The organism is Pseudoalteromonas arabiensis (assembly GCF_001550155.1).
GTDB classification, from domain to species: Bacteria; Pseudomonadota; Gammaproteobacteria; order Enterobacterales; family Alteromonadaceae; genus Pseudoalteromonas; species Pseudoalteromonas arabiensis.
In genome coordinates this window covers 35486-51227 of record NZ_LRUF01000005.1, presented here as the reverse complement: position 1 = coordinate 51227, position 15742 = coordinate 35486, and the positions used below count along the sequence as shown (strand labels likewise).

Sequence of the window (15742 nt, the reverse complement as noted above, 5' to 3'; positions counted from 1 at the left end):
TTTTTCAATAATAAGAATCATTTTAACCAAAGCCTCCCTCCTTTTTCATTTTTTCAGAGGCATTTTATAGAGATTTAAGCATGAAGCAGTTAGTAATCACCATACTTGGTCCCGATAAACCGGGGCTCGTTGAAGATATTTCGGCCACAATTTTAAGCCATCACGGCAATTGGCTATCGAGTAATTTAAGTCATTTAGCAGGTCACTTTGCAGGCATTATCGAAGCTGCTGTACCAGAGGAACATTTACAAGAACTACAAGATGCTTTGCATGGCTTGCCGCACTTAGAAGTGCGAATAGAGCGTGGTTCAGATATTCTTCCAGAGGTCTCAACGGAGCAAATTAATTTCGTAATAACAGGCAACGATAGACCAGGAATCGTACAAGAACTCGCCAGTGTAATACGCCATAAAGGCGCAAATATTACACATCTGAACTCAAAACAGCAGAGCGCACCTAACTGGGGAGTCCCTATTTTTAGTGCTGTTGCAACGGTAGCATTGCCTGTAGGCATGAATAAAGATGAAGTAATAACAGCGCTTGAGTCAATTACCACTGACTTGATTGTTGATATTGAGGATGCTTAAACCAAGTACCACTTCTACAACTTAAGTGAGATTAAGCGTGTCACAAAACTGACACGCTTGTCATACTTGTGTCATCTGTATCCTCTATCTTTTATTTTAATAATAGATGTTTGAGAAATCAGATGAATGCCACCCCTTCCTCATCACCAGCAATGAGCTATTTCGCCAAAGAACTGAGCTGGCTATCTTTTAATGAGCGTGTGCTACAAGAAGCAAAAGATAAATCCAACCCAATTATTGAACGCATGCGCTTTTTAGGCATTTATTCAAATAACATGGATGAGTTTTTCAGAGTACGTGTTGCGGATGTGAAACGGCGAATTTTACTTAATAAAATTCCTGATGCGAACTTTGAAGAAGATGAGATTTTACTTCATCAGATCCAAAGCAAAGTGCTACAGCTTGGCAAAAAGTTTAATCAAATTCATAAAGATATTTTAAATGATTTAAATGAGCACAATATTCACGTTGAACTTCCTGAAACACTATCTGAATTTCACGTAACTTGGCTGAAAAAGTTTTTCCACGACAATGTGCTGCAGCATATATTGCCGATTTTGCTCTCTGAAAAGAAAGACTACTCAGACCAAATCAACGACACCATGACCTATTTGTTTGTCGAAATGACTAACCAAAAGAGTCATTACGCGATGCTAGAAGTTCCCACTGATCGTGTGTCTCGCTTTGTTATTTTGCCACCTGAGAAAACACGCCGCCATAAAACCATTGTGATGCTGGATGACATTATCGCTTATTTTATTCGCGACGTGTTTAGCAGCTTTTTTAGTTTTGATGATATTCAATGCTACGCCATAAAACTAACCCGCGATGCTGAATACAACTTAGATGATGAGCTTGAAGAAGGTTTACTCGACAAAATGTCGAAAGGCCTGAAACAACGAATTTCTGCCGAGCCTGTGCGCCTTGTTTATGACGAAAGTATGCCTGATGAAATGCTTAAAGTGATGAAAAAGCGCCTTAACATAAGCCAACATGATGCGCTGATCCCAGGTGGTCGATATCGTAACTTCCGTGATTTTATTGCCTTTCCTAATGTTGGCCGTCAGTATTTAGAAAACAAGCCCCTACCCGCATTACAAAGTACTGCTTTTAATAATCACTCGAGTGTGTTTGATGCCATCTCAGAGCAAGATATTTTACTGTATTACCCCTATCACACCTTTAATCATTTACTTGAGTTTGTGCGCCAAGCAGCCTTTGATCCAGATGTTACACAGATTAAGGTCAACATTTATCGTGTAGCCAGCCAGTCACGCCTTGTTTCTACGCTAATAAATGCAGCAAAAAACGGTAAACACGTCACAGTAATGGTAGAGCTTAAGGCGCGCTTTGATGAGCAAAATAATATCGAATGGGCGAAAACCCTCAGTAATGCAGGTATTAAAGTTATCTTCGGTATTCCAGCTTTAAAAGTACACAGCAAATTGTGCGTCATTCATCGCAAAGAAAAACATAGCATCGTTAAATACGCGCACATTGGTACGGGTAACTTCCATGAAAAAACCGCAAAGATTTATACCGACTTTAGCTTGTTTACTAAGCATGAAGGTATAGCAGAAGAATCTGACAGCGTATTTAGATTTATTGAAAGTAGTTACAAACCATTCCAATTCGATCACTTGATGATTTCACCTGTCAATGCCAGAGAAACAATCACCTCATTGATCAATAAAGAAATAACTCATGCTGAGCAGGGTAAGACTGGCCGAATTACAGTAAAAATAAATAACCTTGTCGATAAAGAGCTCGTTGATCATCTTTATTTCGCGGCAAGGCGTGGGGTAAAGATACGCATTATTGTACGTGGCATGTGCTCTTTAGTTCCGTCATCACTTAGCGGCAATGATAATATTCGTATTATCAGTATTGTAGACCGCTTCTTAGAGCACCCTCGAGTAATGGTGTTTCACAATAATGGTAAGGAGAAAGTCTATATTTCCTCAGCCGATTGGATGACCCGTAACCTCGACCACCGTGTGGAAGTCGCCACACCTATTTATGATACAAAATTAAAGCAGCTCATTATTGATATTCTTGAACTACAGTTTAAAGATAGAACTAAAGCGCGCGTAATCGATAGCGAGCAAAAAAATAGTTATGTACGGCGTGGCAATCGTAAGAAAATTCGTTCACAAATAGCTATTTATGACCACCTTAAAAAATGGGAAAGTAACTATAATAATGAATGATTACCCCTCTATTGCTGCCGTTGACTTAGGCTCAAACAGCTTTCATTTAGTGGTGGCAAGAGAGGTCGACGGCTCTTTGCAAGTCTTACACAAAGAAAAGCAGCGCGTTTATTTAGCTGATGGCTTGGATGATAAAAACCATTTAAACCAAGCAGCTATTGAGCGTGCACTGGCAATTTTGAAACAATTCGCAGCCACTTTACAGGACTTTCCACTTGAGAATGTCAAAGTAGCCGCCACTTACACATTACGCCGCGCTAAAAATATTCATTCGTTCTTAACTCAAGCTAGTAAAGTGTTCCCTTACCCGATTGAAGTAATATCAGGGCAAGAAGAGGCACGCTTGATTTATCAAGGTGTCGCACATTACATCCATCACGATGAAAACCGCTTAGTTATTGACATAGGCGGCGGTAGTACCGAGCTTATCATTGGTAAACACTTCGAACACACTTTACTTGCTAGCCGCAACATGGGCTGTGTTAACTACACTAAGCAGTTTTTTTCAGACGGGCAAATTACCGCTAAACGCTTTGCCAAAGCTGAGGTTCGTGCCGAACAAGAACTTGAAGTGATCTTTGCTAACTACTTATCGGCTGGCTGGCAATCGGTGGTTGGCACATCGGGCACAATCAAATCAATCCTTGCTATGATCAATGCTAATGACGCAGCACAACAGCAAATTACCTTAGGAAGATTACTCGAATTGAAAACCCAGTTTATTGCTGCAAAACACATTCAAGCGCTGCAAATTGATGGTCTCACAGCTGAGCGACAAATCAGTATTTGTGGTGGTTTAGCAATATTAATCGCGGTATTCAGGCTATTTAAAATAAACACAATGCAATACAGCGAATTTTCTCTTCGTGAAGGCTTACTTCATGAAATGCAGCAAAAGCTCGCCCATAAAGATATTCGCACGAATACCATAGCGAACCTATCTGAGCGTAATGCCATAGATAAAGAACACGCTAATCGCGTATCGATAACCGCAAAATGGCTGTTTGAACAAGTCAAAGAAGCTTGGCAACTTACTGACTTTGACTATATAAACTTACTGGATTGGGCTGCACAACTACATGAAATTGGCTTGGGGGTTAATTCATCAGGGCTACATAAACACAGTGCCTACATCGTGGCGAACAGTCAGTTGCCGGGCTTTACGCAGCAGCAGCAAACTCTACTAAGTTGTATGATCCGTTTTTACCGTAAAAAAATTCGTTTAGAAGAGTTCCCAACACTACACACCATGCAACACTACGAAATATTACAGCTCATTGTGATTTTGCGCTTAGCAGTGCTACTGAATCAAAAGCGCATTACCGATCAAGGTTTTAAACTTGAAGTAGCAGCCAAGCAAAATAGCATGTTCTTAAAGTTCCACACCAACTGGCTTAAAGAACATACCTTGCTATTGGCTGACTTACAACAAGAGCAAAAATACCTTAAAAAGGTCGGCTTTTTACTCGATTTTCATTAAATATATACCCATATGACGGTTAGAACTTTACATATCCATATGACGGTTAGAACTTTGCATCATTTGTTTTAAACCTTGCTGTTCCAGCTCAAGTAAACGCTCAAGCTTCTCAATCGTTTCAGAGGTTTCAGCACGAGATACTAAATATTCATATAGATCAATAACCTTCTGGTGTTGTGAAGTTAAGTAGACTTGAATAGCTTTTTCATCTATTTGCTGATCAGTGCTAATATCTTTGAAAGTAATAAGTTCAGGATTTTCAGCAAAATACTCGTAGCAATACGTATCTAGGGTGTTTATTTCAGTAATCGCTTTAAAGCCAACCAAGTCTTCGGCAAGCTTTTTCTCATATTGCAGATAATAATCCACCAGCATTTGATTATGCTCGTCTAATAAATCTTTAACACTGTGAAAGTTCGCCGCCATCTGGGTGTGAAACATCACAGTCCAATCATAAACCTGTTGTATTGTTTTAACTTGCATGTGCATTCCTTACTAAAATCAATTTAATAAGACATTGCATAAATCACACCAGCAAAAAACTCAATTAATATCAGAACCTTAAACATAAAGGTATGTAACTTATAGTAAGAAGAACGTACAAGTTACACACCCACTGTAAAATTTATAGGTGTCGTTTACGCCATATAAAATAAAGCGCAGGCAAGACTAAAAGCGTTAACACAACAGCACTTAGCATACCACCGACCATAGGCGCGGCTATTCGGCTCATCACCTCGCTACCCGTTCCTGTACCATACAGCACTGGCAGTAAACCAATGATAATGGTTGCCACTGTCATCATCACAGGTCTAACCCGAAGGCCAGCACCATTGATAATTGCTTGGCGCAGCTCTGTCACCGTAAACTGTGCTGATTGCGCTTTGGCATCTTGATAAGCTTGATTGAGATAAACCAGCATGATTACGCCAATTTCAACGGCAACCCCCGCAAGCGCAATAAAGCCGACTCCAACAGCAACAGAGAAGTTAAAACCTTCCAGATACATCAGCCAAATACCGCCTATCATCGCAAGCGGTAAGGTCAGCATGATCATTGCCACCTCAGTAAAGCTTCTAAAATTGAGGTATAGCAGCACCACAATTATCGCTAAGGTTAATGGCAAGACGTAGCTAAGTTTGGCTTTTGCACGCTCCATATATTCGTATTGCCCTGCCCAAGTAATTGAATAACCGGCTGGCAGCTCGAGTTGCTGATGCAGTGCTTGTTGCGCACGCTCAACGTAACTGCCGATATCACTGCCTTCAATATCAATTAAGCTCCAGCCATTGATGCGCGCATTTTCACTTTTAATACCCGGCGGACCATCTTCAATAAAGACATGGGCTACGTCAGCCAATGCGATACGCTGTCCGTTTGGTGTCACTATCGGTAACAACTTAAGCTCTTCAGGCGAGTCGCGATAATCTTGCGGATAACGCAAGTTAACTGGGTAACGCTCTTGCCCTTCAACGGTTTCAGTCACATTCATACCACCGATAGCAGTGGCAACAACCTGTTGCACATCAGCAATGTTCAAACCATATCGCGCTGCTTTCTCACGGTTGATATCGACTTTGATGTAGCGACCACCAGCAACGCGCTCTGAATAAACCGAAGCGGTACCCGGTAAATCTTTTAAGATGACTTCAATTTGCTCACCGATTTTTTGAATTTCACTCAGTTTTGGCCCTGCCACTTTGATCCCCACAGGCGTTTTAATCCCAGTGGCAAGCATATCGATACGGGTTTTGATGGGCATAACCCACGCATTGGTGAGCCCTGGGAACTTAACCAGATTATCGAGCTCTTTTTTCAATTTTTCGGTTGTCATACCCTCGCGCCACTGTGACTTTGGCTTTAACTGAATAAAGGTTTCGATCATGGTGAGCGGCGCGGGGTCTGTCGCAGTATCCGCACGACCAACCTTACCAAATACCGATTCGACCTCTGGCACACTGGCAATTAACTTATCGGTCTGCTGTAAGATTTCACGGGCCTTACCAATTGAAATACCTGGGTAGGTAGTTGGCATGTACATCAAGTCCCCCTCATCAAGAGGAGGAATAAACTCACTACCAATTTTATTAACTGGATAAAAACCGATAACAGCCAACACTAAGGCCAGTACTAGCGTTGTTTTCGGCGCTTTTAACACCGCATTTAACAAGGGTTTATACGCCGCCACCAATAGGCGGTTCACAGGGTTTTTCTGCTCAGAAATAACCTTACCGCGAATAAAGTAGCCCATTAATACCGGCACCAATGTAATCGCTAGACCAGCCGAGGCCGCCATGGCATAGGTTTTTGTGTAAGCCAGAGGCGAGAACATACGCCCTTCTTGTGCTTCTAGAATAAACACGGGCATAAAGCTGACGGTGATAATTAATAAACTAAAGAATAATGCGGGCCCGACTTCTGCGGCTGAGCCCATCACCACTTGCCAACGGTTTTCGTCGGTCAGTGGGGTTTTCTCCATATGCTTATGCATATTTTCGATCATCACAATAGCACCGTCTGTCATTGCACCAATGGCAATTGCTATCCCGCCAAGCGACATGATATTGGCGTTTATACCTTGCCAATACATAACCACAAACGCCGTTAAAATGCCCATTGGCAGCGTGATAATGGCTACTATCGATGAGCGTATATGGAATAAAAACACCACACACACTAAGGCCACGACAATGAGTTCTTCAATTAACTTTGAGCTTAAGTTATCAAGTGCTTGGGTAATTAGGTTTGAACGGTCGTACACAGGGATGATTTCAACCCCCTCAGGCAGGCCTTTTTTGAGCGACTCTAGCTTTTCTTTCACTAGTTTGATGGTTGCTTCGGCGTTTTCGCCAAAGCGCATCACCACCACACCACCAGTTACTTCGCCTTCGCCGTTTAGTTCGGCAATACCACGGCGCATTTGCGGCCCAAGTTTTATATCGGCAACATCGCGTAATTGCAATGGCGTACCATTGGCATTAGTACCCAGCGGAATAGCCTCTAAATCGGCGACACTTTTGATGTAACCTGTGCTCGATACCATGTATTCTGCTTCTGCCATTTCGACCACAGAAGCACCACGCTCTTGGTTACCTTGCTTAATCGCTGTTTGAATTAAACTCAGCGGAATACCATAAGCACGCAATTTATCGGGGTCGACATTAACCTGATACTGCTTAACCATACCGCCAACAGACGCCACTTCTGATACACCTGGTACCGTTTGCAGTTCAAACTTTAAAAACCAATCTTGCAGACTTCGTAGCTGGCTAATATCGTGCTTACCGGTTTTATCCACTAGCGCATACAGGTAAATCCAACCCACCCCTGTTGCATCAGGCCCAAGCTCGGGCCTTGCTGAATCAGGTAAGCGAGCACTTACTTGACTCAAATATTCTTGTACTCGACTACGGGCCCAGTAAAGATCAGTGTCTTCATTAAAAATAACGTATACGTAAGAATCACCAAAAAACGAAAAACCCCTTACTGTTTCAGCCCCAGGCACCGACAACATCGCCGTGGTGATCGGAAACGTTACTTGGTCTTGCACCACTTGTGGCGCTTGTCCTGGGTAAGACGTTTTTACAATAACCTGTACATCAGATAAGTCAGGCAAGGCATCAACTGGGGTATTTTTTAAAGAAAAAATCCCAAAGCCCGCCAACATTAAAGACAGCAGTAATACAAAGAAGCGATTACCGACTGACCAACGGATCACGGCAGCTATCATTGCATTTCTCCTTGCATAGGGTGGCTTAGGGTCATGATGTCAAAAATCACAAACTCACCGTCCACTAACTTAAAGGTAAAATGCACTTCATCATCGCTTTGCAAACTAGACATATCGATACGCGGCGAAAAATGAAACTCCATGGTTGCGGCATCGCGGCCCCACTTAGGGATAGCCTCACGACTGATCACCGCAGTTCTGGCTTCGCGGTCAATGCTGTTGATAACCCCGTTCACCATTGCGCTATCGCTATCAGGCTCTTGCATACGCATAAAGTCAGAGCTTTTGCTTGATTCTGAGTCTATTAAGAACTGTGCTGAAACCACTACGTTATCGTCTTTCAATAAGCCCGATAAAATTTCGACGTCATGATTATCACTGCGACCTAGTGTCACAGCGACTGACTTAAAGCGCCCTTCGCCTAAATCAATCACGACACGGTCCTGGCTACCCGTACGGATCACCGCTTCTTTTGCGATGACTAATTGCGGCTCAGTTGGCTTGGTGGTAATACTCACTTCAGCAAACATATTCGGTTTTAGTAAGCCATCTTGGTTGGCAAAACGTAAGCGCACACGCAGGGTACGGTTTTTCTCATCAAGGGTTGGGTAAATATAATCGACCTTACCCTGCCAGCGTTGCCCTGGTAAGTAATCGAGTGTCATAGTCACTGGCAAGCCTTTATGAATAAGCCCTGCTTGACGCTCAAAAACTTCAGCTTCAACCCATACTTCTTCTAAGTGAGCAATACTCATCATGGTTGTGCCTGGTTTCACATAAAAACCTTCGCGGATATTTAGCTCATCCAATACGCCACTTTGCTTGGCATAAAAGGTAATGTTTTGCCTAACCTTTTGGCTTTGCTCTAATCGTGCAATAAAATCGTCTGAAACATTCAGTGATGCCAAACGCGCTTTTGCAGCACGAATAAGCACCGTGTTGTTACGTTTAAGGGCAAGCAGTAGTTCTTCTTGTGCATTCACAAGTTGTGGAGAATACAAGGTATAAAGAGGCTCGCCTTGCTTAACTTGGTCACCCGCAGCTTTGACATATAAGGTTTCTATCCAGCCTTCAACACGAGGATGAATATGCACGAGTTGGTCTTGGTCGTATTGCACATAGCCAACCGTATCAACGGTAGTTTGTAATGATTTAAAACGCACAGGTGCTGTTCTTACTCCTAAGTTATTAACGACCGCGGGAGAAATTCTCACGGTACCTGGGCTGTCTTCAGCGCTGCTTTGTTCCTCATAAACGGGTACTAATTCCATACCCATCGGTGATAAACCTGGTTCATCACGGCGATAATTACTGTCCATAGGTGCCACCCAATATAGTGGTTTTTTCTCAGCGCTTGGCATTTGTGCATGATCTGGCTCAGCAAGCTTATTTACAGCCGTTGCCAATGCTGCACCGACCGCCAAAGCGACAACTAATTTCACTGTGTTATTCATTGCTAGCTCCTTGGCTTTGTGCTGCATTTATGCGGTTATCTTTTGCTGCTGCGTAATAGTTAAGGCGAGCGAGGGTAATTTGTTTATCGACTTCAATATTTAACGCATCTATTTTCGCGTTTAGTTCGCTGATGCGAGCACGCATCACTTCTGAAAAGTCGCCATCATCATGGGTGTAAGCATTAAGTGTTGCCTCAGCTTGCTCAGCCATTTGCGGTAATAGCTGTTGTTGATACAATGCTTTGCGCTTCGCGAGTCGACTCAACTGACTGAGTTCTTTAAAGTACTGTCCTTGCAGCTTTTGTAAGGTAATAAGTTTGTTGGTTTTTACCGCCTCTGCGCTGGCAATTGCAGCATTGACGTGTTGATCTTGACGGTTGTCGGTAAATAGCGGTAAATCAACACTAACGCCAATTGAGAATAAGTCAGCGCGAGAGTCCCCCATCGGGGTATCGTCACGATAGCCATAGCCTAAATTCATACCAAATTGAGGTTTATACGCTTCTTTCGCCACTTGCACTTGGGTGTTTTTAGCACGTAGTGCATGTTCAATAGCAATCATTGCTGGGTGCCCCATCAACACTTCAGTGACACCCGATGGGGCGAGCTCTTGATAAGGCATTAATGCGGTCACTTTGGTACTTTCATCACTCACTGCACCATTTAGCATGTCAATAGGTAGCCATTGCGCCAGTCGCTTTTTGGCACTATCAAACTGCTGCTCAAGCATCACCAGCTTATCTTCAAGGCGTGTTAGCTCTAACTGAGCGCGAATAATATCTTGCTGGCGAGTCGCACCAAGTGTATTGGCATAGCTTGCTTCTGTTATATCAATGAGTTGATTGAATAATGCTTTATCTTGGTTGATTAATTGAATGCTTTTTTGTGCACGGTAGGCGTTTAGCCATGCTTCGCTAACAATGGCTTTAACCTGTGCTTGGCGGTCAGCTCTAAGCCAAGGGTATTGCTCAGCCGATTGCTGTAATGCTTGCTGCTGTAGGGCAAGACTATCACCACGACTAAATTGTTGTGATAAGCCCACTTTGAATTGCGTCATACCTTCTTGGTCAAAGGCAAAGCCATCGGTTGGTAAGTTCATTAGGCCAACAGTTAATACCGGATCTGGTAAGGTACCTGCAGCAATGCTTTGCGCTTCTATTGCCTGTTGCTGGTATTTATTTGCCTGCAACCAAGGCTCGTGAGTCAATGCATAATCAATCACCTGATTGAGTGTCAAAGGCTCTGCTTTCACTAAACTTGAGGTTATCAAAACTGCGCCTAGATAAAGCGCCTTAATCAATTTGCTGTGAATCATCACATGCTCCAAAAATCTTAAATAATGGTAAAAAAACAATAGATTTAGGGTGCAGAATGAGGTGTTCTTGCAGCGTGATGCTGAATTTTAGACAGACCTATCCTGCTTAAGCAGTAATAGGTGGACGGTATAAGGAGCTTATATGAAAGCTAAGTTGGTTTACGCCTAACACGGTGACTTTTTCAGATTGCTTAATTGAACTAACAACTAGGCTATTTAGAGGGAGGAGTGAGTGAGCTGTACAAGCATTGAACGGACACGCACAATCGCTGTTGTCCATGATATCTTCATGGCAACAGTCCATCTCGCTCATGTCGCTGTCGGCATTCATATTTGCATGATGGTTCATTTGCATGCTGGCATGTGGCATATCACACACCATAGCAACAGACGCAACTGACTGACCCACAAAAGTGAGCAGCATCATAACTATCAATAAGTAGCTTGAAAGTCGCGCCATCATCATACCTTAAAAATTAACCGCCCAGATTGTAGCCCGAAATTTACGCGCTCGACAAGGGTTTAGCTATTTTTATGCTGCTAGTTGCTGCAATAGCAAACAGGCAATAGCCAGTAAAATACCAAAAACCATCACCTAATTCGGCGTGCATTTTTATAAGCTCACCCATTTGCCCATCGGCATTACCAGCTAAATAGACCACAATCAATGCAATCACAAACACATCAACCATACTCCATTTACTTAACCCCTGTATTAGTTGACCAAGTAAATACTTAAGTTTGTTCGCTGGTAAAAAGCAATAAACTAACTGCATCAGTAATTTTAATGTGGGGATAACAATTGAAAACACAGCAATCAGTGCTGCCACCAAATAATTTTTATTGTTGGCAAGCTCATTCACTGTGCCCCAAATGCTGCGTGTTTTTTTGTAGGCATCTATTTCACCTTCAAGCTTATCAAGCCCTAACATGCTGGATGCCATCATTAATACACTACGGGTATTTCTGTCGCCTTCGTCGGCAATCATTTCAATACCTGTTTTAGCCAGCTCCGACTTGTTTATTTTACCTTCTAAAGTCAACACTGGCTGAGTTATTCCAGGAATGAGCAAAGCTAAAGCAATAATAATGGTAATAACAGGGAGTATAATACGCATCTTAACTAACCAAAAAATAAATAGGCTAGATATGATAACTAACTCAACCAGCCGAGTCAGTAACTAAGGACAGCGCAGAAAATACATCATCAGCATAGGCCCTTGATTCGTACATGGCATCATAGACAACATCCATTTTTGACGCGGGACGAATCATCACAAGTAATTCATCGGCTAGCTGCCAATGCTCTTCTTCTACAGCTTTAACAAGTTTTAGTGTTCCGCCGAGCATACCATTAAAGCTTAACAGCGCACTGGACAACTCTGAGCCTAATGAAAACTCTTTTGCAACAAGATCAATCTCCATATCCAAAATGGCGTCTAAAACAGATAGCATGCCGACCAAATAGCCCTGCTCCGCCAGCTCTTTTCCACCAGGCGCTAACATTAACGCTATGAATTTAGCACGCATTAGCCCTAATTTTGTCAGCTCTGAGGGTTTATCATTACCCAGTTCACTTAAAGCAAGTACGCGAACAAATTGTCTTATTGCGTCTTCTCCCAAGTAAATAACAGCTTGTGAAATAGATTTGATAGTCTGCTGGGCACTGCTTGAACGTGCATTAACTAACTTTAGTATACGCGCTGTCAGCCCTAAATCTTTTGCGACCCGCTCTTGTACTGCAGAAAAGTCTATATTCGGTTGAGCCGTACAATTTAATAGTTCTAACACTGCAACTTTTGAAGGCTCAACATTCCCATACGTTAATAATTCAGGGCGAGCAAAAAAGTAACCTTGAAATAAATCACAACCTGCCGCTTTCAATTGTTCAAACTCTTCATAACTTTCAATTCGCTCAACAATAATTTTAGCTTTAGGAAAACTACGTTTCAGTTTTTTGATCATCATATTTGTTTTGATGACCGGCTGTTCAACTTCAAGTTTAATAAAGTCCATTAACGGTAAAATGGGTTGCCATTTTTCGCCCCCGTCATAATCATCTAGAGCAAAAAAGTAACCTTCCTCTTTTAGTTGTTTTATGCGTTTAGCAACGTGAGGAATGCTTGTTGTTCGCTCAACTATTTCGATAACTGCACTTTGAGGCTGCAATAGCTTTGGAAAGTCGTCTAATATTGCATCGGTAGACAAGTTGATAAATGCAGGTTGGAAGCCCGTAAGTTTCTCTAATCCCATTAACATTAGCGCATTAAAAAACAACCGGCCCGTCGCTTTACCATCGCTTGTACCTTGAGGAAATACGTTGTCAGTTGACTCTCTGTACAATAACTCATAGGCATAGAGAGTTTTATCAGCATTAAATATCGGTTGCCTAGCTATATACTGAGTCACACTCTGACTCTTATTTCCTTCTATATTTAATTCTGACATTTTACATCCCGCTTAATTGTAAAAATCAACACTACAATTGTTCTTAGTATAGTGAAAGCTGTTTTCTTGCCAAACAAGAAAAATCCAACCACACTCAGTGTATGACAAACTTTTAATATAACCCATTGCGACTAACTTACTCATTATTTTTGCTTTTACTCTCTTTAAGCCCTGAACAAACAGCACAGGCTAAGCAACTTCCTGTGTTAAAATATAATGTGACTGGCTCTGGAAATTTTTACCCTTATTACATAAACAATAGACGTAATCCTGGCATTCTTCCTGAAGTTATTGCACAAATACTTGCCCGCGCAAATATTAAAGCCAAGCACATAGAGTTACCGGCTAAGCGTACGGTTAAATACCTTCATTTAGGCAATATTGACTTTGATGTTATCAGCCGTGCGTGGCTAAGTGAGCAGGAGCAAAAAAGTGATCTATTTAGTTATTCTGAGAACTTATTCGCAATTGAAGAGTACCTCGTTAGCCTTGAGGAAAATATCCAAAACTGGCAACAATTAAGCCACCTCAATAAACAACCAGTCGGAACAGTCCTTGGTTATTACTATTATGATGATACACGTTTTAAGCGCGTGGACTTTCATTCTGAAAAAGAACTAATAAAAGCGTTAAAAATGAATAGAATAGAGGTCATTATTATCGATAAGCTCAGTGCGAAGTACTGGGCAAACAAATTGAACATCTCTATTGCATTTGGTGCACAGCACTCGAACGGTTACTTACAAATAAGGCTTAGATCAGAGCATCAAGCCATGCTACCTGCCATAAATGAAGCCATTCGTAGTTTAAAAAAAGAGGGCACTATCGAAGCCATTATTAGCAAGTACACAAAAACCATACCCTTACATTAAACAAGGTTATTCCGCTTTAACTGCGGTTTTGTTATACTAGGGCGCTGTTATTAGCGATTTGCTTTAAGATAGATCATTTAATAAAGCAATTGGCATTAGTCTTCCAAACTGAAAAGAGCCTCCCATGAGCATTGAACAAGCCCTTATTGAACGTAGTAATAACCAATGTGAACTTTGCACAGCAACTGATAATTTATCTGTTTACGAAGTGCCACCCGTTACAGAGGCTCACTCTGATAAATGCATTTATGTTTGCCAAACCTGCAAAGATCAAATTGAAAACAATACCGACCTTACTGCAAATCATTGGCATTGCTTAAACGACAGTATGTGGAGTCAAACACCCGCAGTACAAGTTGTGGCCTATCGCATGCTAAAACGCTTAGCGGCAGATAACGGCTGGGCTCAAGATGCACTCGACATGATCTACCTTGAAGAAGACACACTAAAGTGGGCGCAAACGGCCCTTGCTGAAGATGACGATATTAAACATATCGATAGCAACGGCGTCGTACTTCAAGCGGGTGACACTGTCACACTTATCAAAGATCTTGATGTTAAAGGCAGTAGTTTAGTTGCTAAACGCGGCACGGCGGTTAGAAATATCGGCTTAACGAGTAACCCTGAACATATTGAAGGGCGCGTAGATGGCCAACGTATTGTCATATTAACTAAATACGTAAAAAAATAACGCTTGATAAAATGGGCTTTGCGCCCATTTTTTATATAATTAAGCTATGATTAAGTCTGCGAATTTTAAGCTATTTAATAGATAGTCCTCCAAACGCAAGGAAAACATCATGGCTTCGGATACCTTCTCCTCTTTTAAACGTGCCTCACTGTGTAGCTTAATGATATTAGGCAGCAGCTTAGTATTAAGCGGTTGTAGTGAAGATTCAGCTGAGCCGCAAGCTGAGCAATCAACAATGAAAACACTCAATACCCAGGTGACTTATTTAGATCGTAGCATGTTGCCACCAGGCTCAGTGCTAAAAGTACAGCTGGCCGATGTATCGAAGATGGATGCAAAAGCGGATGTGATCAGTGAGCAGGAAGTACAATTAAATGGGGCTCCACCTTATAACGTGGCACTGGAATATGACGAAAGTAAAATTGCCGATCGTCACCGTTACAGCGTCAGTGCCCGCATAGAAAACCAAGGTCAGTTGCTTTACATCAGCACAACCCATAATAATCCATTTTCAGAAAACGCAATGGACGATGTATACAAAGTCACTGTCTCTAAGGTATCCGCTAAAAAGCCAGATGTAACATTAACTAACACCTACTGGAAAGCAGTAACAATTGCTGGTGAGCCCGTTAACGTTGAAACAAAAGAACCCTTTGTTCAATTTAAAGATGATGGCTCAACTCACGGCTTCTTAGGGTGTAATAGCTTCTCAGGAAGCTATGAAGTAAATCAACAAACGCTCACTTTCAACCCACTCGCAAGCACTAAAAAAATGTGTGTAGAGCAAATGGATATTGAAGCTGCAATGTCAGCCTTATTGGCATCAACAGCACAGTTTTCAATTAATGGTGAGCAATTAGTTTTACTTGATGATAGCAACGAGCCATTGGCAACGTTTACTGCAACCTATATGAATTAGTCTATAAACAAAAACGCCCAGTAAAAACTGGGCGTT

The 15742-nt window shown here is 41.9% G+C and carries 13 protein-coding genes; 6 read left to right on the top strand and 7 right to left on the bottom strand.

Annotated elements, in window-relative coordinates:
- The first annotated feature begins 80 nt into the window (after positions 1-80).
- The 3 genes from PAARA_RS00965 (at position 81) to ppx (ending at position 4277) form a co-directional block, all read left to right on the top strand.
- Positions 81-587 carry a glycine cleavage system transcriptional repressor gene (locus PAARA_RS00965; protein ID WP_062567215.1) on the top strand — a complete coding sequence of 169 codons (507 nt, stop codon included), beginning with the start codon at positions 81-83 and terminating at the stop codon, positions 585-587.
- A gap of 122 nt (positions 588-709) precedes the next feature.
- Positions 710-2797: a polyphosphate kinase 1 gene (gene ppk1, locus PAARA_RS00960; RefSeq protein ID WP_062567214.1), complete on the top strand. Its 2088-nt coding sequence runs from the start codon at positions 710-712 to the stop codon at positions 2795-2797.
- On the top strand, positions 2790-4277 hold the full coding sequence (gene ppx, locus PAARA_RS00955) for an exopolyphosphatase (RefSeq protein WP_062567213.1): 1488 nt from the start codon (positions 2790-2792) through the stop codon (positions 4275-4277). Before ppk1 ends, ppx begins: the two co-directional genes overlap by 8 nt.
- Before the next feature lie 27 nt (positions 4278-4304).
- Here ppx and PAARA_RS00950 read toward each other — a convergent pair whose 3' ends face one another.
- The 7 genes from PAARA_RS00950 to PAARA_RS00920 all read right to left on the bottom strand — a co-directional run bounded on the left by PAARA_RS00950 (position 4305) and on the right by PAARA_RS00920 (position 13224).
- Positions 4305-4760 (bottom strand): hypothetical protein, encoded by a 456-nt coding sequence (locus PAARA_RS00950; RefSeq protein WP_062567212.1) that lies wholly within the window; start codon positions 4758-4760, stop codon positions 4305-4307.
- A 142-nt stretch (positions 4761-4902) separates the two neighbouring features.
- The gene (locus PAARA_RS00945) at positions 4903-8007 is read right to left on the bottom strand and encodes an efflux RND transporter permease subunit (protein WP_062567211.1); all 3105 of its coding nucleotides are present in this window, start codon (positions 8005-8007) and stop codon (positions 4903-4905) included.
- Positions 8004-9461 (bottom strand): efflux RND transporter periplasmic adaptor subunit, encoded by a 1458-nt coding sequence (locus tag PAARA_RS00940; RefSeq protein ID WP_062567210.1) that lies wholly within the window; start codon positions 9459-9461, stop codon positions 8004-8006. The genes PAARA_RS00945 and PAARA_RS00940 overlap by 4 nt, the downstream gene beginning before the upstream one ends.
- Entirely contained in the window at positions 9454-10776 is a 1323-nt protein-coding gene (locus PAARA_RS00935) for a TolC family protein (protein WP_062567209.1), read from the bottom strand. The genes PAARA_RS00940 and PAARA_RS00935 overlap by 8 nt, the downstream gene beginning before the upstream one ends.
- Positions 10777-10882: 106 nt before the next feature.
- Positions 10883-11236 carry a hypothetical protein gene (locus tag PAARA_RS00930; RefSeq protein ID WP_062567208.1) on the bottom strand — a complete coding sequence of 118 codons (354 nt, stop codon included), beginning with the start codon at positions 11234-11236 and terminating at the stop codon, positions 10883-10885.
- A gap of 43 nt (positions 11237-11279) precedes the next feature.
- Positions 11280-11894, bottom strand: a complete 615-nt coding sequence (locus tag PAARA_RS00925) for a paraquat-inducible protein A (RefSeq protein ID WP_062567207.1) — start codon at positions 11892-11894, stop codon at positions 11280-11282.
- Between the two features lie 43 nt (positions 11895-11937).
- Entirely contained in the window at positions 11938-13224 is a 1287-nt protein-coding gene (locus PAARA_RS00920) for an EAL and HDOD domain-containing protein (protein WP_062567206.1), read from the bottom strand.
- A gap of 203 nt (positions 13225-13427) precedes the next feature.
- On the opposite strand from PAARA_RS00920, the gene PAARA_RS00915 reads away from it, so the two are divergent.
- The 3 genes from PAARA_RS00915 (at position 13428) to PAARA_RS00905 (ending at position 15706) form a co-directional block, all read left to right on the top strand.
- Positions 13428-14096 (top strand): substrate-binding periplasmic protein, encoded by a 669-nt coding sequence (locus PAARA_RS00915; RefSeq protein ID WP_167346327.1) that lies wholly within the window; start codon positions 13428-13430, stop codon positions 14094-14096.
- 124 nt (positions 14097-14220) lie between these two features.
- On the top strand, positions 14221-14787 hold the full coding sequence (locus tag PAARA_RS00910) for a PhnA domain-containing protein (RefSeq protein ID WP_062567204.1): 567 nt from the start codon (positions 14221-14223) through the stop codon (positions 14785-14787).
- Between the two features lie 109 nt (positions 14788-14896).
- Entirely contained in the window at positions 14897-15706 is an 810-nt protein-coding gene (locus tag PAARA_RS00905) for an META domain-containing protein (RefSeq protein ID WP_062567203.1), read from the top strand.
- Positions 15707-15742 lie beyond the last annotated feature (36 nt).